The sequence below is a fragment of the Streptomyces sp. SAS_281 genome, assembly GCF_052542855.1.
Genome location: NZ_JBMNDO010000033.1, coordinates 17,583 through 40,450, shown reverse-complemented (window position 1 = coordinate 40,450; position 22,868 = coordinate 17,583). Strand labels below are relative to the sequence as shown.

Genomic DNA, 22,868 nt, shown 5'->3' with positions numbered 1-22,868 from the left:
GGGCCGTGAGAACAACGGGCTGCAAGGACACGGGGCTGCAAGAACGCTCAGTCCTCGTCCGGCTCCCCCTGCTCGCCGCCCTGCTCCGCCGGTCCGCTCATCACCGAGCCCGAGGGCCCCTGCGGCAGCTCGTCCGGCTCGGCCATGAGGCGGGTGGGCCGGTACGTCTTGGTGGAGCGGAACTCCACCGCCCACTCCGCGAGTTCGTCGTCACTGCCCGGCTCCGGTTCCCGTTCGCTCACCCTCGTCCGCCCCTCTCACCACCGGCCGCCGCCGCTCGGGCGGCAGCAGCACCTCCAGTACGTCGATCTCCTCCGCGCGTACGTACACGCCCCCGGTGCCGGGCACCCGGCCCACGAAGCTGCCGTCCGGCGCCATCCGGTACTGGGCCTCCAGATAGAGGTCCCCGCTGTGCGGATACGCCGAGGCGGCGGACCGGGTCCCCAGCCAACCGCCCACCCACAGCCCGCTCTTGAGCCGTACGCGTACGAAGCAGGAGTCCCGCCCCCGGAACAGCGCGTCCCATGCGGTCGGCGTCGGCTCGTACCGCGCCCGTGCGTCCCGCCGCCGCCAGGCCGCCTCCGCCCAGGCGAGCGCGGCCGGTACGACGACGATCAGCAGCAGCGCGGCGAGACCCGCCTGCCGGGGCTGCCGGGCCACACCCGCGAGGGGTCCCTCGCCGTCGCCCAGGAGCAGCCGCAGCAGCCAGGGCCCGGCGGCCACCACGTACAGCGTGTCGAGCAGGGCACCGGCGGCGATCGCGCGTACGAGGCGGTTCTGCGGCTCCTGCTCGGCGGCGAGCGGTCCGCGCAGGCGCTCCCGGACGGCCTGGTGGAAGACGCCGGGCAGCACGAGGATCAGCAGGATGGTCAGTTGCTGCACCGTTCCAGGGACCATCGTGGTGCCGCACCCCCGTGGCGTGTACGTGCCCGAACCCCGCCGCCCCAGGATGACGCACCGGACGCCCCCGCGTCAGGGGATCCGGCGCCCTCACCCCTTGCGGCGCCGCCGCCCCAGGAGGAGCAGCAGCCCGATCCCGGCGAGCACGGCGACACCGGTCAGCGTCGTGCCCTTCACCGGCACCCCGTCCCCGCCGTCGTCCGTGTCCTTCGTCCCCCCGGCCCGGTGCGTGGCGCCGCCGCCTCCGTCCCCGCTCGCCTTCAGGTCCACCCGCACGACACTGCTCCGCTCACCCTCGGAGCCGTACATGAGGGCGGAGCCGTCCGCCGTGTACGTCACGGACTCGGACTGCGGGAGCAGCGGCGACTCCACGTCGTAGTCCTTGCCGAGGCGCCCGTTCGCGAAGGTGTAGCCGCGGGCGCTGAAGTAGGAGCGCAGGACGAGTTCCTTGCCGTCCGGCGAGAAGGCGCCGTCCGTCACCCAGGGGACCTCGCCGACCCGCTTGAAGACGTTGTCGCCGCCGGTGCTGAGCTTCGCGGGGCCCTCGTACAGGCCGCCGCCGTCCTCGTTCTTGGAGGCGATGTAGACGCGCCCGGTCCTGGGGTGGACCATCAGCGCCTCCGCGTTGCGCGGCCCGTCGGCGTACTTCACGTCGAACTGGGTGGCCCGGACGGTGGCGTCCTTCAGGGTCTTCGGTTCGGGGAAGCGGTAGATCCAGACGTGGTCCCAGCTGCCGTTGAGGTTGTCGCCGATGTCGCCGACGTAGACGTTCCCGTCCGGCCCGATCGAGATGGCCTCGACGTCGCGGGGCTGCCCGACGCCCTTCATGGTGATCGTCGCGACGGTCTTCCCGGTCCGCGAGTCGACCGCGAAGACGTACGGGCCGTCGTCGCTGTCGTTGTGCGTCCAGTAGATCCCCGGGTGGAGGCGGCTCGCGGCGAGGCCGCTGGACTCGGTGATCCGGGGGTCCTCGATCGTGAAGCTCCGGTCGGCCCCGTCGTCGGCGAGCGCGGGGGCCGCGGCGAGGGCGAGGAGCACGGCGGCGCCGAGGGAGGAGGTCAGTCGGTACGAACGCATGGCACAAGTGTCCATCGTCACCTACCGGCGCGTAGCCCGGATCCGCCATGATGACGCCATGCGTTTCATGTGTGTCGGCGATTCCATGACCATCGGGCGCGCCGGCGACTTCACGTGGCGCTACCGCATGTGGCAGCACCTGGAGGCGGCACCGGACGGCCCGCACGAGCTGGTGGGCCCGCGCACGGCCCTCTACGACGCCGGTACGGGCACGGCCTCGTCCTCCGCGTACGCGGCCGACGACTTCCCGCCGGCCGCGCGCCGCCACCTCGCGGGCTGGGGCGAGGGCTGGCTCCACATGGCCCCGCTGATCGGGGACGCGGTGGCCGCGCACCGCCCGGACGTCCTGCTGGTCTCTCTCGGCCTGATAGACCTCGGCTTCTACACGGACAGCGCGCAGACGGCGGAGAACGCCGCCGCGTTCCTGACCGCGGCCCGCGAGGCGAACCCGCGCGTCCGCGTGGTCCTGCTCCCGGTGATCCCGAACATACGCGCCGAGACGGACGCCCCGTTCGCGGCGGAGTGCGCCCGCTTCAACGAGCTCCTGGCGAAGACGGCGGCCAACCTGTCCACCCCGTCGTCCCCGCTCCTCCTGGCCTCCCACCCCGCGACGTACGACATCCACACCGACACGTACGACGGCACGCACCCCGGCCCCACGGGCGAACACCACCTGGCCGCGGCCTTCGCGGACGCGCTGCACGAGGCGTGGGGGGTGGGCGGCCGGTACGCCGGGGCGGCCGCTTCAGCGGGCCCCGCCTTCGTGTGACCCACATCTCCCCGCACCAGGGCCTCCGTGGCCTCACAAGTCGGTCCGTTGTTTCGTCTCAGATGAGAAAGACATCGTTCAGGGCCGGCCGCGTCCCCTCGGGTTCTTCGCGTCGTCCCGTGAGCTCAGAAGGATCAAGGGCCATCGCCATGGACGCTCTCCGGTACGTCTTCCTCGTCTTCCACCTCTTCGGCTTCGCCGCGATCATGGGTGGGCTCTTCTACCAGCTGCGGGGCAAGGACCCGGTGACCGCCGGTTACATGGCAGCCAGTGCCGTCGTCCAGCTGGTCACCGGCGCGGGGCTGATCTGGACCCGGCACGCCCTGGACCTGCCGGTGATCGACGCGAAGATGTGGGTGAAGCTCGCCCTGGACGTCCTGGTGGCGGCGGTCGCGCTGATCGGCATGCGGAACAAGCAGGCATGGGCCTTCTACGGCGTCGGCACGCTCACCGCCGGGGCGGTCGTCGTGGCCGTCGCCTGGACGTGACCCCGCGCGCAGTCCTCCCAGCCCTGGTCCTCGAAGACCGGACCAGGCGCGCCCCTCACTCGCGCCCGGAGGGCTTCGCCCGTACGTGCATCCGCTCACCCTGCGGTCCGAACAGGCTCAGGAACTCCACCGGTTCCGGCCCGGCCGCCCCCCACCAGTGCGGCGTGTGGGTGTCGAACTCGGCCGCCTCGCCCGCCGTGAGCACCAGGTCGTGGTCGCCCAGGACCAGGCGGAGACGGCCCGAGAGGACATACAGCCACTCGTAGCCCTCGTGGACGCGTTGCTCGACCGGGCCGGCCGGGCCCGTCGCACCCGGCATGACCTGCTTGTACGCGTTCACACCGCCGAGATGCCGGGTCAGCGGGACGAAGGTCATCCCGTGGCGTTTGAAGGGGCGGAAGGTGACCCTCGGATCCCCCGTGTCCGGCGCGCCGACGAGTTCGTCCAGCTGGACGCCGTACGCCTTCGCCAGCGGGAGCAGGAGCTCAAGGGTCGGTTTGCGGCCGCCCGACTCCAGGCGGGAGAGCGTGCTGAGCGAGATGCCCGTCGTCTCGCTCAGCTGTGTCAGCGTCGTCCCGCGCTCGGTGCGCAACGCGCGCAGGCGGGGGCCGACGCCGGTCAGGACGGCGGCCAGGTCATCGTCACCCATCGGGTCTGCCATGGTTCCATTTGCCGACCCGGCAACGCGTCTTGTCAAACGGTGGCACCACCGGCGGCCCCGGGAGCGTCCGGATGCGCCGGACCGATCATCGCCATCGACAGCCGCGTGAACTCACTGGTCAGCCACGCCGGCGGCACCTGGCGCGGCCGCCGCCCGTGGTGGGCGAGCAGTTCGTCCACCGACCGCGTCAGCACCTTCACCACCACGGCGAGATCACCGTCCACCCCGTGTCCCCGCGTCCGGGCCCGCTCGGACTCCGCCGTCAGGAACTCCACCCACACCGAGCGCCACATCGTGAGGTGCTCCTCCATCGCCCGGCTCACGCCCAGCACCTCCACGAAGGCCACCCGGGCCGCCCGCGGGTCCCGCGTGACGGCACGGACGTACGCGTCGAAGAGCCTGCGGACGCGCTCCTCGGTCGGGCAGGTGTCCATGCCCTCCGCCGCCAGCTCCGCCTGCGCCGCCTGCATCCCGGTCATCGCGACCTCGTCGTACAGGTCGGTGAGCAGCGCCTCGCGCGACGCGAACTCGCGGTGGAAGTCCCGCACCTCCACCTGCGCCTCCGCGCACAGGTCCTCGACGGACGTGTGGGCGTAGCCGTACACGGCGAACAACGTCCGCCCCGCCTCCATGAGTTGCGCACGCACCCGCGCGGGGTCGCGCACCGCTCGCACGCCGTCCCAAAGCCGCACCACGGTATTCACCACGGGTCCTCCTCAGTCCGTACCGGCCCCCGGCCACCACTGTCCACGCCTTGCCGCATCCACGGCAAAGACCGCCACACCACGAACGGACGTGCGCTTCACGGCGCCGCCGCCTCCGCTTGCAGGATCGCCGCCACCCGTTCGCGCCAGGGTCCCTGTCGCTGCGGCCACTTCGCGAAGTGCGCTTCCTCGGCCGCCTGCCGGGCGCACGGGCCGCACAGCGTCTCGTCCGCCCTGGGTCGGAACACATGCTCCGGCCCGTCCCCCTCGCACGTCACGTGCGGCCTGACCGTCGCCACCGGCGCGACGGGCGCGGGTGCCTCCGGCAGCTTGTGCACGAGGCGGTGGCGTACGAAGCCGTAGGCCGACCGTACGCCTTCCGCCGGGAGGGTGTTCACCAACGCCTGCCGCAGATCCGCCGCCTTCACGCCCCGCCGCAACCAGTCCGCCGCCGTCTCGGACAGGCTGCGCGCCTCGCGTACGCCGAGGTGCAGTTGCGGGCTCGTGTGCCGCAGCGAGAGCAACACGCGCTCGGCCTGGGCGACTTCCGGGTCTGTCGCCGCGACCGGCCCGGCCACTGCGACCGCAGCCGCCTCGGCCGCAGGCGCTTCGGTGGGTGGGTGGGGGTTGTTCTCCTCATGTTCTTCTTCAACCTCTGGTTGGGAAGACCCGACCGACCGAGTGCCCGCTTGACCGCCCGCCCGTGACCGATCAGTCGGTTCGGCCTGCGCGTTCGCCGTCCTGAGCGTCCGCGCCTCCTCGTCCGTGAGCGGCACGTTGGAGAACAGCTGATCAGTCATCCACAGCCCGCCCTGGCCCTGCCATCGCCACTCATGGACGTAACCGGCTTCCTTCAGCTGGGACTTGGCCTTCTGGTACGCCCGGCCCTTGATGCCGATCCTCTTCGCGTGATCGCTCAGCGCCTCGCTCGCACGAGACTCGGGCAAACCCTGCACATACATGATCAGAACCTTTGCGTCACTGCTCAGATTCGAATGACGCACGACATCATGCGCGGCCTTCACATAGGCGCGGGAGGGCGAGATAGCATGCCAAAGCATCTTCGGTGGACCTCTGATCCATCTGTGGGTGAAGGCCCTCGGACCAGGTGTTGGGAGCACCCCCGAGGGCCGCCCCGTGTGCACGGTCGCACACGGAGCGTAACGACGCGATCAACGTACAGCAGAAATCCCGTCCGACACCACCTTGGTTAGCAGCTCGAACAGAAGTGCTGTATCCACGAACGGATCGTCGGCCGTCGGCTCCGAACGCCAGTCCAGCGGGTACGTCAGCCCGCGAAGCGCGGGCACGCCCACGAAGTCCGAGCCCTTGCGCACAAGTGCGTCCACGCCCGCCGGCCAGCGGTAGGCACGCGCCGTGCCGGGCGGGACGAGGAAGTACACGCTCCGCATCCCGATCCACGAGCGGATGATCGGACCGGCCTGGAAGTCCGTGAACTGCATGAGCTCGTACGAGACTTGCTCGCCGAGCACGCCGGAGATCCGGACCGCGTCGAAGTGAATGCCCGCGTGCCGCAGGGCGTGGCCGCTGGCGGGGATCCAGGAGGGCACCGGGTTCGGTGAATTTTTCGGTTCCATACGGTAAGCGTCGGCGCCCGCACTTACCGTGACCAGGGACACAAGGCGTCTGTGCACTGTTGTGCACTTGGAGGTGGGGCTGTGCACTCCGGCAATACCGGCGGCGGCAACGCTGCGATGTTCGGCGCGCTGTTACGGCACTACCGCGAGCAGGCCGCACTGTCCCAGGAGGCGCTGGGGCTCAGGATCGGCTTCTCCAAGTCACAAGTGGCCATGGTGGAGAGGGGGCACAGACCGCCGAAGGGGAACTTCGTCCCCAAGGCGGACTCGTCTACGGGTGCGAACGGTGCTTTGATCACTGCTGCGTTGAAGCTTCAGTTCAGCCACCTCGCGTCCTGGTTCGCGCCGTTCGCCGAGGAAGAGGCCAAGGCCGTGGCGAGATGTGAGTACGAGCAGAGCGTCATGCCCGGGCTGCTCCAGACCGAGGCGCACGCGTACGCCTTGTACCGGTCAACGTGTCCGCCGCTCGACGAGGACGAGATCGACAATCTGGTCGCAGGGCGCCTGGCACGCCAGGCCCTGCTGACGCGCAGGCCGCCAGCGGACATCAGCTTCGTCCTGGAAATGAGCGCGCTCACTCGCCCCATCGGAGGACGGGACGTGCACCGGGCACAGCTGCAACACCTGCTCGATGTAAGCGAGTTACGGAATGTACACATCCAGGTGATGTCGCCCCACCGGGAGACGCACGTCGGGCTGAGCGGGTCGTTCGTCCTCCTGGAGACGGACGACAGGCGTCGCTTGGCGTACCTGGAGGTCCAGGGAAGAAACTTCCTTGTGAGCGAGCACCCCCAACTGGGAGACTTGTTCGCCACCTATGGAATGCTGCGGACTCACGCTCACGGGCCCGAAGAGTCGCGCGAGCTAATCAAGCGGACAGCAGAAGGACTATGAGCACTGACCTCAATTGGTTCAAGAGCAGCTACAGCGGCCAGAACGGCGGCAACTGCGTCGAAGTCGCGACCTGCCCCCACACCGTCCACGTCCGCGACTCCAAGGACATCACCGTCCCCGCGCTCGCCGTCTCCCCCGGCGCCTGGGACACGTTCATCCGCCACACCGCCGCGTAACGCGGCCCCGCGCCGATGTCACATTCGGCGGCCGGGCGGTGTCTCCATGTCAAACAGCCGAACGACTACGGAGAACACCATGGCGCTGCGCATTCCCAAGGCCGAGATTCCTACCGGGCTCCGCGAGAACCTGATCAAGCAGCTCGGCTCCGTGCCGGAGCCCCACGAGGTGCTGTGGAACCACCCCGCGCTCGCTGACGCCAACCAGCAGTTCGCGTCCCAGGTGGCGACCTGGGACGCGGCCGACGCGAGCCTCAAGACCTTCGCGCACATGGCGGTCGCGGCGCAGATCGGTTGCAGCTGGTGCCTGGACATCAACTACTTCGCCGCTCTGAACCAGCGTCTGGACCTGGCCAAGGCGAGCCAGGTCCCGCGCTGGCGGGAGTCGGAGGTGTTCACACCGCTGGAGCGGGAGGTCATGGAGTACGCGGAGGCCATGACGAACACGCCCCCGACCGTCACCGATGAGCTGTCGGCGAGTCTGCTCGACCGGCTCGGCCCGGCCGCGCTGGTCGAGCTCACCGTGTTCATCGGCTTCGCGAACCTGGCGGCCCGGTGCAACACGGCGCACGGGATCACCTCGCAGGGCTACTCCGATGCCTGCGAGGTCCCGTTGGCCGCTCGCGGGACGTCCGACGGGGCGCCGACGGCATGACGCAGGACCCGTTCGTCACCCATCGCAGCCTGCTCTTCACGGTCGCCTACGAAATGCTCGGCTCGGCGGCCGACGCGGAGGACGTGCTTCAGGAGTCCTGGCTGCGGTGGGCCGGGGTGGACCGGGCGCGGGTGAGCGACCCGCGGGCGTACCTCGTCAGGACAGTGACGCGGCAGTCGCTCAACCGGCTGCGGACGCTGGCGCGCAGTCGCGAGGACTACGTGGGCGAGTGGCTGCCGGACCCGTTGCTGACCACGCCCGACGTCGCCGAGGACGTGGAGCTCGCGGAGAACATCTCGATCGCGATGCTGACCGTCCTCGAAACGCTCGGGCCGACCGAGCGGGCCGTGTTCGTGCTGCGCGAGGTGTTCGAGCTGCCGTACGACGAGATCGCCGGGGCCCTCGGGAAGTCGGCGGCGGCCGTCCGGCAGACCGCGCGGCGGGCACGCGAGCATGTGGCGGCCCGGCGGCCGCGCGTACGGGTGAGCCGGTCGGAGCAGCAGGCCGTGGTGGAACGGTTCCTGCTCGCCCTGCGCACCGGGGAGCTGGAGGCACTGGTCGAGATCATGGCGCCGGACGTGGTCCTGATCGCCGACGGTGGTGGACTCGCGCCCGCCGCGCTGGCCCCGGTCCACGGGGTCGACCTCGTGGCGCAGGTCCTCGCGCGGGCGGCCGGGGTGACAGCGACGGCCGTGTGGCTTAACGGGGCCCCCGCGGGCCGCATCGAGATCGACGGCGAGCTCGCCACTGCGGTGAGCCTCGTGGTGGAGGAGGGCCGGATCAGCCGGGTCTACCTGATGCGGAATCCGCGGAAGCTGACGAGGCTGGACGAGCCTGTTCCGCTCGCCACGTAGGCCCTCCGCTGCTGCCCCCGCAGGGCTATGCGCCGTCCCGCGCCGCGAACACCTCGCGCGCCGCCGTGAGCCCGTTCAGCGCGGCCGGGAAGCCGGCGTAGCCGGCCATCTGCGTGATGACCTCCACGGCCTCCTCCCGCGTGCCGCCCACGTTGAGCAGGCCGTGGAGGTGTACGCGGAGCTGCGGGCCGACCGTGCCGAGGGCGGTGCACAGGGCCACGGTGACGAGTTCGCGGGTCGGGAGGTCGAGGCCCGTACGCGAGTACACGTCGCCGAACGAGAATTCCAGCACGTAGCGGGCGAGGTCGGGCGCGATCTCCTTGAGGGAGTCGATGACCTGCTGCCCGGCGTGGCCGTCGATGTCGGCGAGGGCCTGCCGACCGCGTTCGAAGCGGTCGCCGCCCTGGTCGGCGGAGGAGTCGGCGGGGACGAACGCGGGCTCGTCGGGGCGTGACTCGAAGACCTCGCGGGCGGCGGTGAGGCCGTTGAGGGCGGCGGGGAAACCGGCGTACACCGTGACGTGGATCAGGACCTCGACGATCTCCTCACGCGTGCAGCCGACGTTGAGCGCGCCGCCGATGTGGAAGCGGAGCTGAGGCGCGGCGTTGCCCATGGCGGCAAGGGCGGCGACGGTGCTCAACTGGCGCTGGCGGCGGGTGAGTCCGGGGCGTGTGTAGATGTCGCCGAAGCCGAACTCCACGATGTAGCGGCCCATGTGCGGGGCGATGTCGGCGAGGCCGTCGATGACGGCGTCCTGGGCTCCGTTCGCGACCTCGCTGAGGGCCGCGTAACCACGCTCGTACCGGTCGTTCTGCTGTTCGCTGGTCATGTCGGAGACGGTAGGAGTTGGAGTGCACTCCAACGCAAGCGAGTGCCGCGAAAACCCTTCGAGCGGGCGCGCCGGTGACTGCGATGATGCCCGGATGGACGCTCCGACCCCCCTGGACCTGGACACCTGGCCGCGCCGGGAGCACTTCGCACATTACCGGCGCCGCGTGCCGTGCACGTACTCGATGACGGTGGAGGTGGACGTCACCGCGTTCACGGCCGCGCTGCGGCGCTCGCCGCGCAAGTCGTACGTGGCGCAGGTGTGGGCGCTGGCGACGGTGGTGAACCGGCACGAGGAGTTCCGGATGTGCCTGACGGACTCGGGCGACCCGGCGGTGTGGCCGGTGGCGCATCCGGCGTTCACGGTGTTCAACGCGGAGCGGGAGACGTTCGCGTGCGTGTGGGCGGCGTACGACGCGGACTTCGGGGCGTTCCACGACGCGGCGGCGCCGCTGCTGGCGGAGCACGCGGGGGCGACGGAGTTCTTCCCGCAGGGCCCGCCCCCGCCGAACTCCTTCGACGTGTCGAGCCTGCCGTGGCGCGCCTTCACCGGCTTCAACCTCAACATCCTTGAAGGCTACGACCACTTGGCGCCGATCTTCACGCTCGGCCGGTACGTGTCGCGCGACGACCGCGTCCTCCTCCCGCTGGCGGTGCAGGTGCACCACGCGGCGGCGGACGGGTTCCACACGGCGCGCCTGGTCGATGAGGTGGAGGCGCTGATGGCGGACGCGGCGGGGTGGGTGGGATAGCGGCGTCAGGTGTTACGGCCGATCGGCGGCGGGTGGGGGCCACGCTGCGCGAAGGGGCCACCCCGGCATACGCCGGACGATGACAGTCGGCCCGGATATTCTGAGCCACGATGTTCCGCTCGCGGTCGGACGTATTCCTCTCGCGAGCGGGAGCCGTCCGTCGCACCCACTCGATAGGTTCCCCCATGCCCGGCCGTCTCCTCGAACTGCACGTCGAGAACTTCCGCAGCCTGCGCGACGTGACCGTGCCGCTCGGCCCGCTCACCGTATTGGTGGGCCCGAACGGGGCGGGCAAGTCCAATGTGCTGAAGGTGTTCGACTTCCTGGCCGACATCATCCGTACCGACCTCCAGCCGGCGCTCGACGCACGTGGCGGCTTCGACGAGGTGGCCTTCTGGGGAGGGAACAGGCCGCCAACCTCCATGCGCATCCACCTCAAGGCGACATGGACGACCAACTCCACCCGCAACGCACCGGACGAATACGACCTGACCATCCGCCGGCGCTCCCTGCGCTCGAAGGTGCCAGGCGAGCATTCGCCCTACTACGCGCTTTCCCGCGAGGAGAGCTTCGCATTCAAGCGCAGGCAGGGCCGTGGGCGACGCATCACCATCAAGGGTGAGGAGGCCCGCATTCACGACGTACGAGCGGGCGAAAGCAAGGACAGCGGCAACTTCAGCATCCGTAGGCTGAGCAGCGGACTGTCCACGCTCCCACGCCTCGGGCCCGCTGACGGTGGCGACGAAGTGACCCGGGTGGCCGATCGGTTGTCGTCCTTTCGGCTCTTCGACGTGGACGTGGCCGCCGCGCGGCAACCGACGCGCCTACGTGGCGCGGACTTCAGCACCCTCTCGCCGCACGCCGAGAATCTGGCCGGGTTCCTGATCCACCTGAGCAGCCGTGAGGAGACCTGGGACAATCTGGTCACCGATGCCCGCGAGGTGCTGCCACAGCTGGAGAACATCGAATTCGAGGAGGTCGGCGGGGCGACCGACCAGCTGACGGTCGTACTTCGCGAGCGCGGCCTGCGCCGCCTCACCCCGCTCGCCGACGCCTCCTACGGGACGGTCCGGCTTCTGGGGCTGCTCGCCCTGCTGTACGACCCGAATCCCCCGGCATTCACGTGCATCGAAGAGATCGATCACGGGCTGCACCCGCAAGCACTCGAACTCGTTGTGCAGCGCCTGCGCGAAGCAGCCGAGCGAACCCAGTTCATCGTCGCCACCCACTCCCCTGCCTTGGTGAACCGGCTGAATCCGGGCGAATTCGTCGTGTGCGACCGTTTCGACGATGGAGCCTCCATCATCCCCGCGCTCACTGTCGACGAGGTAAGAGACATCGTTCGCGAGTCCGGTGAACAACCACTCGGAGAGCTCTGGTTCTCCGGAGTGCTTGGCGGAGACCTCACCGGAGGTGAGCTTTGACTCCGAAGCGGAGGCACGGCGGCGGGCGAGCGACCCGGGCGCAGGAACGCGGCGTCGTCGTACTTGCCGGTGAGGACCGGAACGACTGCGCGATCCTGGCCGAACTCATACGCGCGCACCGGCCCGACATCGGTGCCGCAGCCAAGCTCGTCCGCATCAACGACCCGGTACGGCTGCGCCGGAAGTCCGGCCCGAAACTCACTGCTGCCGTGGAGGTCCTGGTCGGCAAGGCGCGGGCCAAAGCCCGTCAGCAGCGGGCCGAACTGCACGGCTTCGTCGTCCACGAGGACCTGGACGGCTTCACCGACGCCCACTACGGGCAGATCCGCAGGACTCTGGCCGACGAACTCGCGCGCCAGTGCCCCGGCTTCCGGACCGCGTTCGCACTCGCTGCTTGGGAGAGCGAGGGCTGGTTGCTGCTTTTCCCAGAGGCATTCCCTCATGTACACCCCCGTTGGAAGGTCCCCACTCACCTACTCGACAAGGACACCGGGCGAGTGAAGGACGCCAAGGAGGAGCTGAAACGAGGGCTTGGTATGCCACTCTTCCGGGAAAGCGACGGGCCGGCGGTGGCCCGTGAGGCACAGCAGCGCGGACTGATTCCCTCCCCGCGCGGCACCAACCGCTCGTACGAGGACTTCGTCGGCGATCTCGCGAGCTGGAACTGACACCTAGACCATTGCGTTGAGGACCCGCATCGCCTCCCGGGGGTCGTCCACGGCGAACCGCACCTCGCGGACGTCCTGCGGCGGCTGCCCCGGCTTGGGCGCGACGGAGTACGGCTCGCGCAGGGTGACGCTGAGGGTGGTGGAGTCGCCGATGGGCATCGCGAGCACGCCGTCGTCGATCTGGACGGCCCTGCGGTAACCGCTGTGGCGGCTCGTGCGCACGGACTCGATGAGGTCGAGGGGGACGGTGATCTGCACGAAGTGCGCGAAGCGGAGGACGAGCCGGCCGCCCCCGACGACGTGCGGCCGGACGGACAGGGCCGCGACGAATCCGATGAGCCAGAGCACGCCGTACGCGGAGAGGACGAGGAGGGCGATGCGCACGGGGGCCCAGGGCACGAGGAATTCGGCGAGCGCGATCTCCAGGGGCGCGAGGAAGACCATCACCCACATGATGGGCCTGATCTCGCCCCCGTACGCCAGGACCGCGCACCCGTCGGGCACGTCCGGCTTCCGCCGCACCCACCGCCACAGCGCCCGGAACAGCCCGAACTCCATCCCGACGACCTTGGCGAGGGGCCCGGGCAGCACGGCCCTGAGGGACCGCTCCAACGCGGCCTGCCCGTCGGCCCCGTCCCGCCGGGACGCCCGATAGGCCCGCCCGGCGAGGACGACCTCGACGAGCACGACCCCGCCGAGCACCCCCTCGACGGCAAGCCCCACGACGACGGCCTCACCGACCCCGAAGACCCCGCCCCAGACAAGCCCCACTTCGACCAGCACGACAAAGGGCGCCACCCACCGAACCGCCTCCGCCGACTTCCCCCGCATGGCAAACCCCCTCCCCCCCACCCTCGGGCAGAGAGCCGCCACCTGTCGAGACGACCTCCTTCGGGTGGCCGGATCCGGCCCGCCCCGGGCGTCAGCCCCGCAGCTCCGCCAGGTCCTCCTCGCTGAGCACGATGCCCGCCGCTGCCATGTTCTCCTCCAGGTGCGTGAGGTCGCCCGTGCCGGGGATGGCGAGCATGACCGGGGACGAGGCCAGGAGGCGGGCCAGCTGGACCTGGGGGACCGTTGCGCCCAGGCGGGCCGCGACCTTGTCCAGGCGGCTCGTGTCCAGGGGGTCGCGGCCACCGCCGAGGAGGAAGAACGGGACGTACGCGATGCCGGCGGCCTCGCACTCCGCGAGCAGGGCCAGATCGTCCGCGTAAGGGTTCTGGACGCAGACCACCGGGGCGATGGCGCGGGCCTCCGCGAGCTGGGCGGCGTCGATGTTGCTGACGCCCAGGTGGCGGATCAGGCCCTCCTCGCGGAGGGCGGCCAGGGCGGCGAAGCGTTCGGCCACGGACTCGCCGCCGGGGCCGCTCATGCCGCCCACCCGGAGGTTGACGACATCCAGCCGGTCGACGCCGAGGGTACGCAGGTCCGCCTCGACCAGGGCGCGCAGCTGGTCGGGGGTGGCCTGACCGCTGGGCATGCCGTCCGGACCGGGCAGGGGCCCGACCTTCGTCGCGATGACCAGGTCGTCGGGGTAGGGGGCCAGCGCCTCCCGGATCAGGTCGTTGGCGCGGACGTCGCCCCTGGCGTAGAACGCGGCGGTGTCGATGTGGTTCACGCCCAGCTCGACGGCCCGGCGCAGGACCGCGATGCCGTTCTCCGGGGAGCGGACGGGGCCGCCGAACGTGCTCATGGGCAGGCGCATCGCGCCGAAGCCGAGACGGTTGACGGAGAGGTCGCCGCCGAGGGCGAAAGTGGTGGTCGTCATGGCTTCATGCTCCCCGGGGACCCGGGGACGGCCCAGCGCGTGGCAGGTTACTGCCAGACTTGCGGGATGCGGAACGAACAGATCTTCTCGGTCCACGGCGACGCGGAGCTGCTGGCGCGCGCCGGACACCTCCTCGAATCCGCCCGCACCGAGTTCCTGTGCGCCGCCCGCACCCTGACGACCTGGCCCCGGCCGCAGACCTGGACCACGCCGGGACCCGGCTTCACCACCCGGAAGCTGCTCACTCCGGCGGCCCTGGCGGACGAGGCGACGCGGGAACACCTGCGCCTGGTGCTGGGCGCGGGTGCCCAGGTGCGCATCACCGACGCGGAGCTCCCGCACGAGACGATCATCATCGACCGCCGGGTCATGATCCTCGCGGGCCGCGAGGCGCCGACCGGCCGCGAGTACTCCGTGACGACCGCGAGGAACATGATCGACGGGGTCCACTCGCTGTTCGACGCGATGTGGGACCGGTCGGCGGACTACGACGCGTACCTCGCCACGGACGCCCCGCAGCTGACCCCGGATTCCCGCCAGGTCCTGGAGGCGCTGAGCACGGGCCGCACCGACGACTCGGCCGCCCGCCACCTCGGCCTCTCCCTCCGCACGTACCGCCGCCGGGTGGCGGACCTGATGGTGACGCTGCAGGCGGCGTCCCGCTTCCAGGCGGGCCTGCGAGCGGGGAAGCTGGGGCTGCCGGGGGGCGGGGGGCGGTGACCCCCGAGGCGCCCCTCGCGCCGGAGCCCCCTCGGTCCCTACGGGGGGAATGACCGATGAGCCCCGGAACCCCCTCGCGGGCACGGTCTACGAAACGCGGGCCCTCCGGCGTACGCCCGTCCGTTCTGACCGACGAGACCACCAGCCCCGAGCGGCAGCGCGAAGCCGACGCCGCTTCGGTGGCGTGGCGGTGGTCGTCCGCCGTACGGCTACATGCCCGCCCGCAGTGACCAACCTTCGGGGCGGTTTCGGGGGGACGGGCGGTGCGCGGTCCCCATGTCGTCCCCACGTTCGCCGATGAGTGCGAGGACGACGACAGGGCCCGCTGACCCAACGGCACAGGTGCGCGGTACCGGTCCCCGCGAGGGAGTCCCGTACGCAATCCGAAGAGTTTCCCGGTTCGAGCCCCGGGGGCGGGCACTGCGGATATTCCTTCGATTGGGCGTTCAGTCAAACATTTCCCAAACCTGAAAAAGATCCTCTACATCACTGATGCCCACGAAGGTGAATGCGGCCACAGCCAAGGTACTCAACGTGACCCAGTAGGTCGACCACGTCGTTTTCCCTCTGCGAATTTCTGTATGCAGTTTGTCACCGATGAAGAAGGAAAGTGTCGGCGGGCCAGCAAAACACAAAAGCATGACGACACCCTTGCTCCAGGGCAGCGTGTCCTCCGGCCCGTAGCCGATAGATTGCACGTATTTCAGCGACAGGGCCGCCCCGACGGTAACCCCCACTATCAGCCAAACGAGAAGAAGGATCCCCTCTAGATTCCCGCCGATTTCCTCGCCACTATCTCCGTCCCTGTCGTTTCCCAAAATGCCCCACCCCCTGTTTCCCGTGAAGAGTCAAGGGTATCCGTTACCGCTGTGCCCCGCCATGGAAATGCTCAATAGTATTTTTCCTGCATCACGAATTTTGCCCCGATATTCGCACGGGGTGCACTCGGGCGCCAGGACGACGAGCCGGAGGGGGCGCGGGGCCATGCGTTGCATTGAGCGCTTCCGGTGTGTGGCCACTGATCGGGTGACGGGCCGGCGCGAGATCGGGGCGTGCAGCGGACAGGATCCTGTGCTGTTGAGGGAGGTGTTCGACGTTTCAACTCGGCAGATCGAGAACCGGACGCTTGGCGTCTGCCGGCATGACTCGGCAACCCCCTTGACCTCACCGCGACGTGATCCACGCCGCGAGCCCGCTTCCCGTGGCCGTGGCGAGGGCTGCCACCAGCCATCCGGGGACGTGCTGAATGGTCAGGTGCAGTCCGCCGCAGCGCAGTTCGAGGAACGGCCGAGGGGTGTGCGACGGCATGACGGTGCCTTTGGACATGGTGGTGCCCCTCTCTGGACGGGCGGGGTGCCGGAAACGGCACTTTCGAGACTCCGCAGATATGCGGTTCGTCGCTCCTGAAGGTAAGCCCCCCAGTCCCACAACTGACAGCGAATCAACAAAAGTTCAGTTACATAGGGGAAATAATCTCGGCGCCGGGAAGCATGAAATGGCCGCGATGTGGGTATCCTCGCGCGCGCTACTTTGTAGGTCGCCACTGTGAATGCGTGATGTCGGCTTGATCGTGCAGCCGTCTATGGTCAGACCGGCGGCCTCTCCGCTCCGTTGGCGTGCCGCCCGGCTTCGCGGGCACCCTCAGTCCAGCGTGACCCGCGCCGTCACCGGCAGGTGGTCGCTGCCCGTCGCCGGAAGTGTGCGGACCCGGCCCACCGTCGCCTCCCTCGCCAGCACCTGGTCGATCCTGGCCAGCGGGAAGGACGCCGGGAAGCTGAACGCGAATCCGCGCCGCGATACGTTGAGCCGGGACGTCAGGGGGGCGATCCCCCGGTCGTCCACCGTGGCGTTGAGGTCGCCGAGCACGATCACCGGGCCCGTGGTCTCCGCGTCGAGCGCCCGGCCCAGCAGCCGGGCGCTCTCGTCGCGGCGGGCGGTGCCGAGGCCGCCCGCGCCGAGCCGGAAGGACGGCAGGTGCGCCACGTACACCGCGACCTCGCCGTGCGGGGTGCGGGCCACCGTGCGCAGGCCCCGGCTCCACGGCTCCGCGATGCCCTCCGGCCTGATGTCCACCGCCCGGGTGCCGGTGAGGGGGTGCCGCGACCAGATCCCGACCGTGCCCCGGACCTCGTGGAACGGGTACGCCCCCGCCAGCTCCTTCTCGTACGCCGGCAACGCCTCCGGGACCAGTTCCTCCAGCGCGATCAGGTCGGCGCCCCGGGCCGCCAGCGCGCGGGCCGTGCCCGCCGGGTCCTCGTTCACGTCGCTGACGTTGTGCTGCACCACGACGAGGTCACGCGGGCCCGGGTCCGCCGCCGGGAGCAGCAGCCCGCCGAACGCGTACGCCCACGCCGCCACCGGCAGCACCACGGCTGCCGGCGCGAGCGCGGACCGGCGCAGCACGGCGAGGGCCGGCAGCGGTACGACGGCGAGGCCGAGCCAGGGCAGGAGCGATTCCAGCAGGCTGCCGAGGCGGCCGGGGGTGTTGGGGACGAGGCCGGGGGCGACGAGGAGGAGCGCGGTCAGGGCGGCGAGTGCGGCGAGGACCTTGCCGCGCTGCCAGGGACCGGGGGCCTCGGCGCCCCGCTCCCGTACGCGCCACCTCGCGGCGGCCCTCCACCGCACCTTCACGCCCGCCCCCGATGCCCCGACCTGCGCAGCCGGGACCGTACCGCGCGCTGTGCCACCGGGCCCAGGCCCTCCAGCGCGGCGGCCAGGGCCGCGAGCTGGTCCAGGGACGCCAGGGCCCGTTCCGCGCCGGACGGGTCGACGCCCTCGTACAGTTCGAGGCCGACGAAGGCCGCCGACGCCGCCTTCGCCAGGCCCGTCACGTCCACGAACTCGGCGAGCGGTGTGCCCGCCAGGACACGGGCGAGGACCCGCTCGATCTCGTCGGTCCACAGCGTGAGGCCCGCCGCCGTGGCCGCCGCGAGGCGCGGCTGCGTCTGCCCCCCGGCGAGCAGCTGGCCCAGCACGGCGACGTGGCCGCCCGCGCGCTCGGAGGCGTTCAGCTCGCGGGCGACGGCGAGGAGTTCGCCCAGGGAGCGGACCCCGTCCAGGCGTTCCCGGTAGGTGGCGAGGCGCTGCTCGGCGCCGTACCGGCAGGCGGCGGCGAGCAGGTCGTCGACGGTGCCGAAGTGGTAGAAGACCAGCGCCTGGTTGACCCCGGCCGTCGCGGCGATGCTCCGCGCGGAGGTCTTCGCGATGCCCTGCTCGGTGAGCGTGGCGAGGGCGCCGGTGAGGAGCTTGGTGCGGGTGTCCCCGGCGGCGGACGCGCGGCCGGCGTTGCCCCGCCGCGCCCCGGAACCGGAACCGTTGCTTTCCGCGGCAGCGGCCCCGCTCATGCCCGCACCTCCTCGCGTACCGGCCGCAGGTCCCGCCGTATCCCGTGCGTCGGTGCGTACTCCGCAGTGAACGAGCCCTCGTAGCCGAACAGGGGGCCGAAGCGGCGGTTGGTGACGCGGACCTGGATGCGGAAGCGGGCCGTCGCCTCGTCGTACGACTCGCGGACCACCGCGTCGCCCCCGATCAGCGCGGGCACCCGGACGTCCACCGGGCCCTCCCTGAAGCGGTGTTCGCCGGAGCGGATCACGAGGGCGCCCTCGCGGTCCACCGAGAGGTGGAGGTCGGTCGCGAGGTGCTGGTGCGTGCCCAGGTAGTCCACGACACAGCCGCGTTCCGGGCTGTGGACCATCGTCGCGTCGAAGCGCCGGGGCCCGTCCGGGAAGGCGAACGTCCTGACGAAGGTGACCGTCTCGCGGCCGAAGGTGTCCGTGAAGGGCACGTTCTCGATGGTGAAGGGGATGTCGCGGCCGGTGCGCGGGAGCAGGATGTTGCGCGTCCCGCCCAGCGCGAGGAACGGCCGCACCCACGGGCCGCCGTGCCAGACGCGGTCCATCACCCCGTGCCCCGTACAGGACTCGCCGCTGTCGAGGCCGACCGAGAAGCGGCGCCGGACGCGGGGGTGGAGGCGGTCGAAGTCGGCCCCCAGGGCCTGCCGGAATATCGAGGTCACGGACGCTCCAAGCGGTCGAGGAGGGCGGGCGCGGTGGCGGCGGAGGGACCGCGCCCCGGCGGGCGGCGCAGACAGCGGCGGGCCGCCGGGGTACCGGGCAGCGGCGGCAGCAGCACGGCGGCGACGAGCACCGGCACGGCGGCCGGCAGCGCGGCCCAGGCCGCCGCGGCCACGAGGAGCAGCCGGGCCGCCACCTCCCCCAGCCCCCGCCACAGCGCCCGCTCCGGGGTGGTCCCGCGCTCGCACCACAGCCGCAGCCGGTCGAACGACCAGGCGGTCGCCCAGCCCATCAGCGGCCGGAAGAGGAGGCGGTCCGCGAGCCGGCCCGGACGGCCCCAGCGCGGCTCGTAGTCGTACCCCGTGAGGAAGCGGAGGCCGCCCTCCGCGCAGGGCACGTAACGCCAGTAGCCCCGGCCCTCCGTCAGGAACGACAGCGGATGCGCGCAGGCGAACCGGAGGGCCGACGTCCGCGTCCCGTCGGGGCGGTGGCGCTCGCCGGCGGAGATCCCCGTGCCGGAGACGAGGAGCCAGGGCAGCACCCGTACGCCGTAGGTGAAGCGCTGCGGCTCCACCTCCGCACCCGGCAGGTACGCGATCCGCGTGAACCGCAGGTCCCAGCGCTGGTGCTGGGCCGGGTCCTGGCTGCGTTCCCAGAGGCGGTCCAGGTCGGTCCTGACCCGGGCCTCGACGTACAGGCCGCCACTCATGCTTCCCCACCCCCGTGTTTTGAGCAGTCGCTCAAACGGCGACGGAGCAGACAGTAGAGGAGTTTGAGCGACTGCTCAAGTGGCGGACCGGATGGCCGCCAGTGGGGGGACTTCGGCGGGCGAGCGGGTGGTCGACGGCCTCGCCGCCCCGGGACCGCCGGGCGCACGGGCTTACGTTCCCGGGCATGAAACGCACCGCTGCCTTCGCCGCGACGGCCTGCCTCCTGTGCCTGGCCGCCGCCACCGCCGCCACCGCCCCCGCCTCGGCCGACTACTCCGGCAACCCGCTGGCCGGGGACAACGGCTTCGGGGTGCTCGTCCAGGACGACGCCGTCCTGGGCAGCACGGAGACCGAGGGTTCCGTGGCCATCGGCGGGAACCTCACCTACGGGCCGGGGTACAACGTCGCGCTGCACACCCCCGGCACGTTCACCGCGCCCGGCGACGACCACCCGACCGCCCTGCTCGTCGGCGGCAGAATCGATCATGCGGCCAGCTCGCCGCAGGGCGTGCTCCAGGTCCTCAACGACGGCTACGTGAAGGTCGGCGACCCGACCGGCTCATCGGTCCTGGACGAGGACTCCAACGGCGCCGAGGTGAACACCCGCATCGTCGCCGCGGGGGCCGGGTACGACTCGACGCCCCGCGTGCAGCAGACGGTGCGCCAGCCGGTCGAGTCCGTCACCGACACCACGGGCCTGCCGGACCTCGACGCCCTCTTCGCGGACTTCCGCGACCGCTCGGACGCCATCGACACCTGCGAGACCAACGTCGTCCTGCGCGACGCCTCCGGCACCCCGCTGCCCGACCAGACGGGCTTCCCCGCCGGGACGAGCGCGCACATCACCCTCACCGAGGGCGAGACGAACGTCCTCCGGCTGACCGGCGAGCAGCTGAACAACCTGTCCGAGATCACCTTCGACAACCAGCCGAACGCGGACACCCCGTTCGTGGTCGACGTCGACACGACCGGCACGGACGGCACGTACGTCTGGCACATCCCGAACCTCGCGGGCGTCTCCGGCGACCAGGCCCCGTACATGCTGTGGAACTTCCCCGACGCCACCGACATCACGATCGCCGACGGCGACTCGCTGGAGGGCACGATCTACGCGCCCCGCGCCCACCTCACGGACCTCGACGCCTCCAACATCGAGGGCTCGATCGTCGTACGGGAGCTGACGGCCGGGCCGCTCAACGCCGACGGCTCCTCGGTGAACGCCGGTGAGATCCACGAGTTCCCGTTCGCCACCGACATCGACTGCGACGGCACGGAACCCTCCCCCTCCCCGAGCCCGACGGGCTCCACGGAGAGCCCCACGCCCACCCCGTCCCCGACGGGCTCCACGGAAAGCCCCACGCCCACCCCGTCCCCGACGGGCTCCACCGAAAGCCCCACGCCCACCCCGAGCCCGACGGGCTCCACGGAAAGCCCCACGCCGACGCCCATCGACACCGCCCCCGGCCCGCACCCGACGCACAGCCACCCCACGGCGCACCCGGGCCACGGCGGCGGGCACCACCACCGGCCGCCGCACGGCGGCTGGCTCGCCGACACCGGCACGTCCTCGACCCTCTACGCGGTGGCCGGCGCCTTCGCCCTGGCCACGGCCGGAATCTTCCTGACGGGCCGCAGGCGCAGGCCGAAGCACTGACGCGGCCTCACCGCCCCGGGAAGCGCTCCCCGCACGCGCTGCAGAACACCGGCGCCGACTCCGGGGACATCCGCCCGCACTCCGGGCACACCCGGTCCAGCGCGCAGGGCGCCTCGCCGCCCTCCCGCGCGTACACCGTCGGCTTCAGCGCCAGGCCGGGGCGGCGGCGGTGGACCGTCAGGTAGGCGAGGCCGTCCGGGCCCGCCGTCAGGGAGCGGCGCGAGGTGCGGGGCAGCCAGGTCGCCGTGGTCGGGGTCAGGGCCAGGGGCTCCGCGCCGTCGCCCGGGGTCAGCCGGCCGCCGCCCGCCAGGACCACCAGGAGGACGTCGAGCACGTCCTCCTGGTGCTCCCCGACCTCCGCGCCCGGGGGCAGCCGCACGAGGTTCGCGTCCAGCTCCCTCCCCCGCCGGTCGAGCTGCCACAGGGCGCCCCGGTCGTCGGGGGATGCGGCGGCGAGCAGGTCGTCCAGTACGGCGAGTACCTCGGGAGTCGCGTTCACGCGGACCAGGCTACGACCGCGTATGCCTAAGGTGTACGCCGCCGAACCAGGGAGGCGCAGCGTCATGTCCGACGACAGGTACCCGCCGATCGAACCCCATGACCACGGCATGCTCGACGTAGGCGACGGCAACCACGTGTACTGGGAGGTCTGCGGCAACCCGGCCGGCAAGCCCGCCCTCGTCGTCCACGGCGGCCCCGGCTCCGGCTGCACCGAGGGGCCCCGGCGGTACTTCGACCCGGAGCGCTACCGCGTCGTCCTCTTCGACCAGCGCAACTGCGGCCGCTCCACCCCGCACGCGAGCGACCCGGCCGTCGACCTGCGGCACAACACCACGGACCACCTGATCGCCGACATGGAACGGCTCCGCGCACACCTCGGGATCGACCGCTGGCTGCTGCACGGGGGCTCCTGGGGATCCACGCTGATCCTGGCGTACGCCCAGCGGCACCCGGAGCGGGTGAGCGAGATCGTGATCCCGGCGGTGACCACCACCCGCCGCTCCGAGATCGACTGGCTGTACCGGGGCGCCGGACTCTTCCACCCGGAGGCGTGGGACCGCTTCCGGGCCCACGTCCCCGAGGTCGCGAGCGACGCGACCCCGGACGTGCTCGCCGCGTACGCCCGGCGCACCGTGGACCCCGACCCGGCGGTGCGGGCGGCGGCGACGGCGGAATGGTGCGCCTGGGAGGACGCGGTGCTCTCGGGCGAGGCGCACACGGGGCCTCCCCCGTACAGCGGGCGGCCGGGCCGGGCGCGGGAGGCGCTGGTGCGGATCTGCTCGCACTACTTCTCGCACGGCGCCTGGCTGGAGGAGGGGCAGCTGATCCGCGACGCGGAGCGGCTGGCCGGGATTCCCGGGGTGCTGCTGCACGGGCGGCGGGACCTCGGCGGGCCTCCCGGCACGGCGTGGGAGCTGGCCAAGGCGTGGCCGGACGCGGAGCTGACGGTGTTCGAGGACGCGGGGCATCTGGGCGGGGCGGCGATGAGGCGGGCGGTCCTCGCGGCGCTGGACCGGTTCGCGGGCGCGTAGGGCCTGTCCTCGAAATCCGCGCTTGC

At 71.3% G+C, this 22,868-nt stretch carries 29 protein-coding genes; 12 read left to right on the top strand and 17 right to left on the bottom strand.

What is annotated here, in order from left to right:
• Positions 1 to 47: 47 nt before the first annotated feature.
• From ACN6LM_RS15355 to ACN6LM_RS15345, 3 genes are all read right to left on the bottom strand, one after another.
• On the bottom strand, positions 48 to 242 hold the full coding sequence (locus ACN6LM_RS15355; RefSeq protein WP_445065914.1) for a hypothetical protein: 195 nt from the start codon (positions 240 to 242) through the stop codon (positions 48 to 50).
• Positions 211 to 882, bottom strand: a complete 672-nt coding sequence (locus tag ACN6LM_RS15350) for a DUF6338 family protein (RefSeq protein ID WP_445065913.1) — start codon at positions 880 to 882, stop codon at positions 211 to 213. Before ACN6LM_RS15350 ends, ACN6LM_RS15355 begins: the two co-directional genes overlap by 32 nt.
• A gap of 108 nt (positions 883 to 990) precedes the next feature.
• Positions 991 to 1,977 (bottom strand): WD40 repeat domain-containing protein, encoded by a 987-nt coding sequence (locus ACN6LM_RS15345; RefSeq protein WP_445065912.1) that lies wholly within the window; start codon positions 1,975 to 1,977, stop codon positions 991 to 993.
• A 58-nt stretch (positions 1,978 to 2,035) separates the two neighbouring features.
• On the opposite strand from ACN6LM_RS15345, the gene ACN6LM_RS15340 reads away from it, so the two are divergent.
• Both ACN6LM_RS15340 and ACN6LM_RS15335 read left to right on the top strand, forming a co-directional pair.
• A complete protein-coding gene (locus ACN6LM_RS15340) occupies positions 2,036 to 2,746 on the top strand; it encodes a GDSL-type esterase/lipase family protein (RefSeq protein WP_445065911.1) in 711 nt (236 codons plus the stop codon).
• 149 nt (positions 2,747 to 2,895) lie between these two features.
• Positions 2,896 to 3,234: a hypothetical protein gene (locus ACN6LM_RS15335; RefSeq protein WP_445065910.1), complete on the top strand. Its 339-nt coding sequence runs from the start codon at positions 2,896 to 2,898 to the stop codon at positions 3,232 to 3,234.
• A gap of 55 nt (positions 3,235 to 3,289) precedes the next feature.
• Here the strand turns inward: ACN6LM_RS15335 and ACN6LM_RS15330 are convergent, their stop codons facing one another.
• The 4 genes from ACN6LM_RS15330 to ACN6LM_RS15315 form a co-directional block, all read right to left on the bottom strand.
• Entirely contained in the window at positions 3,290 to 3,883 is a 594-nt protein-coding gene (locus ACN6LM_RS15330; RefSeq protein WP_164402793.1) for a helix-turn-helix domain-containing protein, read from the bottom strand.
• 44 nt (positions 3,884 to 3,927) lie between these two features.
• On the bottom strand, positions 3,928 to 4,602 hold the full coding sequence (locus tag ACN6LM_RS15325; protein WP_445065909.1) for a TetR/AcrR family transcriptional regulator: 675 nt from the start codon (positions 4,600 to 4,602) through the stop codon (positions 3,928 to 3,930).
• A gap of 95 nt (positions 4,603 to 4,697) precedes the next feature.
• Entirely contained in the window at positions 4,698 to 5,660 is a 963-nt protein-coding gene (locus tag ACN6LM_RS15320) for a hypothetical protein (protein ID WP_445065908.1), read from the bottom strand.
• 111 nt (positions 5,661 to 5,771) lie between these two features.
• A complete protein-coding gene (locus tag ACN6LM_RS15315) occupies positions 5,772 to 6,170 on the bottom strand; it encodes a hypothetical protein (RefSeq protein WP_445065942.1) in 399 nt (132 codons plus the stop codon).
• 108 nt (positions 6,171 to 6,278) lie between these two features.
• Here ACN6LM_RS15315 and ACN6LM_RS15310 point away from each other — a divergent pair, with 108 nt between their 5' ends.
• The 4 genes from ACN6LM_RS15310 (at position 6,279) to ACN6LM_RS15295 (ending at position 8,776) form a co-directional block, all read left to right on the top strand.
• The gene (locus ACN6LM_RS15310) at positions 6,279 to 7,091 is read left to right on the top strand and encodes a helix-turn-helix domain-containing protein (RefSeq protein WP_445065907.1); all 813 of its coding nucleotides are present in this window, start codon (positions 6,279 to 6,281) and stop codon (positions 7,089 to 7,091) included.
• The gene (locus ACN6LM_RS15305; protein ID WP_445065906.1) at positions 7,088 to 7,267 is read left to right on the top strand and encodes a DUF397 domain-containing protein; all 180 of its coding nucleotides are present in this window, start codon (positions 7,088 to 7,090) and stop codon (positions 7,265 to 7,267) included. The genes ACN6LM_RS15310 and ACN6LM_RS15305 overlap by 4 nt, the downstream gene beginning before the upstream one ends.
• A gap of 79 nt (positions 7,268 to 7,346) precedes the next feature.
• Positions 7,347 to 7,922 carry a carboxymuconolactone decarboxylase family protein gene (locus ACN6LM_RS15300; RefSeq protein ID WP_445065905.1) on the top strand — a complete coding sequence of 192 codons (576 nt, stop codon included), beginning with the start codon at positions 7,347 to 7,349 and terminating at the stop codon, positions 7,920 to 7,922.
• Entirely contained in the window at positions 7,919 to 8,776 is an 858-nt protein-coding gene (locus ACN6LM_RS15295) for an RNA polymerase sigma-70 factor (protein ID WP_445065904.1), read from the top strand. Before ACN6LM_RS15300 ends, ACN6LM_RS15295 begins: the two co-directional genes overlap by 4 nt.
• Positions 8,777 to 8,801: 25 nt before the next feature.
• Here the strand turns inward: ACN6LM_RS15295 and ACN6LM_RS15290 are convergent, their stop codons facing one another.
• Positions 8,802 to 9,605, bottom strand: coding sequence for a carboxymuconolactone decarboxylase family protein (locus ACN6LM_RS15290; protein ID WP_445065903.1), 804 nt, complete (start codon positions 9,603 to 9,605; stop codon positions 8,802 to 8,804).
• Between the two features lie 94 nt (positions 9,606 to 9,699).
• On the opposite strand from ACN6LM_RS15290, the gene catA reads away from it, so the two are divergent.
• From catA to ACN6LM_RS15275, 3 genes are all read left to right on the top strand, one after another.
• The gene (gene catA, locus ACN6LM_RS15285; RefSeq protein ID WP_445065902.1) at positions 9,700 to 10,356 is read left to right on the top strand and encodes a type A chloramphenicol O-acetyltransferase; all 657 of its coding nucleotides are present in this window, start codon (positions 9,700 to 9,702) and stop codon (positions 10,354 to 10,356) included.
• A gap of 185 nt (positions 10,357 to 10,541) precedes the next feature.
• Positions 10,542 to 11,780 carry an AAA family ATPase gene (locus ACN6LM_RS15280; RefSeq protein WP_445065901.1) on the top strand — a complete coding sequence of 413 codons (1,239 nt, stop codon included), beginning with the start codon at positions 10,542 to 10,544 and terminating at the stop codon, positions 11,778 to 11,780.
• Entirely contained in the window at positions 11,777 to 12,448 is a 672-nt protein-coding gene (locus tag ACN6LM_RS15275) for a hypothetical protein (RefSeq protein ID WP_445065900.1), read from the top strand. The genes ACN6LM_RS15280 and ACN6LM_RS15275 overlap by 4 nt, the downstream gene beginning before the upstream one ends.
• Positions 12,449 to 12,451: 3 nt before the next feature.
• Here ACN6LM_RS15275 and ACN6LM_RS15270 read toward each other — a convergent pair whose 3' ends face one another.
• Positions 12,452 to 13,246, bottom strand: a complete 795-nt coding sequence (locus tag ACN6LM_RS15270; RefSeq protein WP_445065899.1) for a hypothetical protein — start codon at positions 13,244 to 13,246, stop codon at positions 12,452 to 12,454.
• Positions 13,247 to 13,370: 124 nt separating this feature from the next.
• Entirely contained in the window at positions 13,371 to 14,213 is an 843-nt protein-coding gene (locus tag ACN6LM_RS15265) for an oxidoreductase (protein WP_445065898.1), read from the bottom strand.
• A gap of 66 nt (positions 14,214 to 14,279) precedes the next feature.
• Between ACN6LM_RS15265 and ACN6LM_RS15260 the strand changes: the two genes are divergently transcribed.
• Positions 14,280 to 14,933, top strand: coding sequence for a DNA-binding response regulator (locus ACN6LM_RS15260; RefSeq protein ID WP_445065897.1), 654 nt, complete (start codon positions 14,280 to 14,282; stop codon positions 14,931 to 14,933).
• A 446-nt stretch (positions 14,934 to 15,379) separates the two neighbouring features.
• Here the strand turns inward: ACN6LM_RS15260 and ACN6LM_RS15255 are convergent, their stop codons facing one another.
• From ACN6LM_RS15255 to ACN6LM_RS15230, 6 genes are all read right to left on the bottom strand, one after another.
• Entirely contained in the window at positions 15,380 to 15,751 is a 372-nt protein-coding gene (locus ACN6LM_RS15255) for a hypothetical protein (RefSeq protein WP_445065896.1), read from the bottom strand.
• A gap of 346 nt (positions 15,752 to 16,097) precedes the next feature.
• The gene (locus tag ACN6LM_RS15250; protein ID WP_445065895.1) at positions 16,098 to 16,259 is read right to left on the bottom strand and encodes a hypothetical protein; all 162 of its coding nucleotides are present in this window, start codon (positions 16,257 to 16,259) and stop codon (positions 16,098 to 16,100) included.
• Between the two features lie 315 nt (positions 16,260 to 16,574).
• Positions 16,575 to 17,564: an endonuclease/exonuclease/phosphatase family protein gene (locus tag ACN6LM_RS15245; protein ID WP_445065894.1), complete on the bottom strand. Its 990-nt coding sequence runs from the start codon at positions 17,562 to 17,564 to the stop codon at positions 16,575 to 16,577.
• The gene (locus tag ACN6LM_RS15240) at positions 17,561 to 18,277 is read right to left on the bottom strand and encodes a TetR/AcrR family transcriptional regulator (protein ID WP_445065893.1); all 717 of its coding nucleotides are present in this window, start codon (positions 18,275 to 18,277) and stop codon (positions 17,561 to 17,563) included. Before ACN6LM_RS15240 ends, ACN6LM_RS15245 begins: the two co-directional genes overlap by 4 nt.
• Complete coding sequence (locus ACN6LM_RS15235) at positions 18,274 to 18,948, bottom strand: DUF4166 domain-containing protein (protein ID WP_445065892.1); 675 nt, start codon at positions 18,946 to 18,948, stop codon at positions 18,274 to 18,276. Before ACN6LM_RS15235 ends, ACN6LM_RS15240 begins: the two co-directional genes overlap by 4 nt.
• A complete protein-coding gene (locus ACN6LM_RS15230) occupies positions 18,945 to 19,655 on the bottom strand; it encodes a hypothetical protein (RefSeq protein WP_445065891.1) in 711 nt (236 codons plus the stop codon). Before ACN6LM_RS15230 ends, ACN6LM_RS15235 begins: the two co-directional genes overlap by 4 nt.
• Positions 19,656 to 19,840: 185 nt before the next feature.
• Here ACN6LM_RS15230 and ACN6LM_RS15225 point away from each other — a divergent pair, with 185 nt between their 5' ends.
• Positions 19,841 to 21,310: a collagen-binding domain-containing protein gene (locus tag ACN6LM_RS15225; RefSeq protein ID WP_445065890.1), complete on the top strand. Its 1,470-nt coding sequence runs from the start codon at positions 19,841 to 19,843 to the stop codon at positions 21,308 to 21,310.
• Positions 21,311 to 21,317: 7 nt separating this feature from the next.
• Here the strand turns inward: ACN6LM_RS15225 and ACN6LM_RS15220 are convergent, their stop codons facing one another.
• Positions 21,318 to 21,809: a hypothetical protein gene (locus ACN6LM_RS15220; RefSeq protein WP_445065889.1), complete on the bottom strand. Its 492-nt coding sequence runs from the start codon at positions 21,807 to 21,809 to the stop codon at positions 21,318 to 21,320.
• Positions 21,810 to 21,873: 64 nt separating this feature from the next.
• On the opposite strand from ACN6LM_RS15220, the gene pip reads away from it, so the two are divergent.
• Positions 21,874 to 22,842 carry a prolyl aminopeptidase gene (gene pip / locus ACN6LM_RS15215; protein WP_445065888.1) on the top strand — a complete coding sequence of 323 codons (969 nt, stop codon included), beginning with the start codon at positions 21,874 to 21,876 and terminating at the stop codon, positions 22,840 to 22,842.
• The last annotated feature ends 26 nt before the right edge of the window (positions 22,843 to 22,868 follow it).

Coding starts and splice junctions, on each gene's coding strand:
- ACN6LM_RS15290 (WP_445065903.1), bottom strand. CDS start 9,605: ATGACCAGCGAACAGCAGAACGACCGGTACGAGCGTGGTTACGCGGCC.
- ACN6LM_RS15250 (WP_445065895.1), bottom strand. CDS start 16,259: ATGTCCAAAGGCACCGTCATGCCGTCGCACACCCCTCGGCCGTTCCTC.
- ACN6LM_RS15305 (WP_445065906.1), top strand. CDS start 7,088: ATGAGCACTGACCTCAATTGGTTCAAGAGCAGCTACAGCGGCCAGAAC.
- ACN6LM_RS15280 (WP_445065901.1), top strand. CDS start 10,542: ATGCCCGGCCGTCTCCTCGAACTGCACGTCGAGAACTTCCGCAGCCTG.
- ACN6LM_RS15320 (WP_445065908.1), bottom strand. CDS start 5,660: ATGCTTTGGCATGCTATCTCGCCCTCCCGCGCCTATGTGAAGGCCGCG.
- catA (WP_445065902.1), top strand. CDS start 9,700: ATGGACGCTCCGACCCCCCTGGACCTGGACACCTGGCCGCGCCGGGAG.
- ACN6LM_RS15260 (WP_445065897.1), top strand. CDS start 14,280: ATGCGGAACGAACAGATCTTCTCGGTCCACGGCGACGCGGAGCTGCTG.
- ACN6LM_RS15330 (WP_164402793.1), bottom strand. CDS start 3,883: ATGGGTGACGATGACCTGGCCGCCGTCCTGACCGGCGTCGGCCCCCGC.
- ACN6LM_RS15340 (WP_445065911.1), top strand. CDS start 2,036: ATGCGTTTCATGTGTGTCGGCGATTCCATGACCATCGGGCGCGCCGGC.
- ACN6LM_RS15240 (WP_445065893.1), bottom strand. CDS start 18,277: ATGAGCGGGGCCGCTGCCGCGGAAAGCAACGGTTCCGGTTCCGGGGCG.
- ACN6LM_RS15300 (WP_445065905.1), top strand. CDS start 7,347: ATGGCGCTGCGCATTCCCAAGGCCGAGATTCCTACCGGGCTCCGCGAG.
- ACN6LM_RS15295 (WP_445065904.1), top strand. CDS start 7,919: ATGACGCAGGACCCGTTCGTCACCCATCGCAGCCTGCTCTTCACGGTC.
- ACN6LM_RS15335 (WP_445065910.1), top strand. CDS start 2,896: ATGGACGCTCTCCGGTACGTCTTCCTCGTCTTCCACCTCTTCGGCTTC.
- pip (WP_445065888.1), top strand. CDS start 21,874: ATGTCCGACGACAGGTACCCGCCGATCGAACCCCATGACCACGGCATG.
- ACN6LM_RS15345 (WP_445065912.1), bottom strand. CDS start 1,977: ATGCGTTCGTACCGACTGACCTCCTCCCTCGGCGCCGCCGTGCTCCTC.
- ACN6LM_RS15265 (WP_445065898.1), bottom strand. CDS start 14,213: ATGACGACCACCACTTTCGCCCTCGGCGGCGACCTCTCCGTCAACCGT.
- ACN6LM_RS15230 (WP_445065891.1), bottom strand. CDS start 19,655: ATGAGTGGCGGCCTGTACGTCGAGGCCCGGGTCAGGACCGACCTGGAC.
- ACN6LM_RS15225 (WP_445065890.1), top strand. CDS start 19,841: ATGAAACGCACCGCTGCCTTCGCCGCGACGGCCTGCCTCCTGTGCCTG.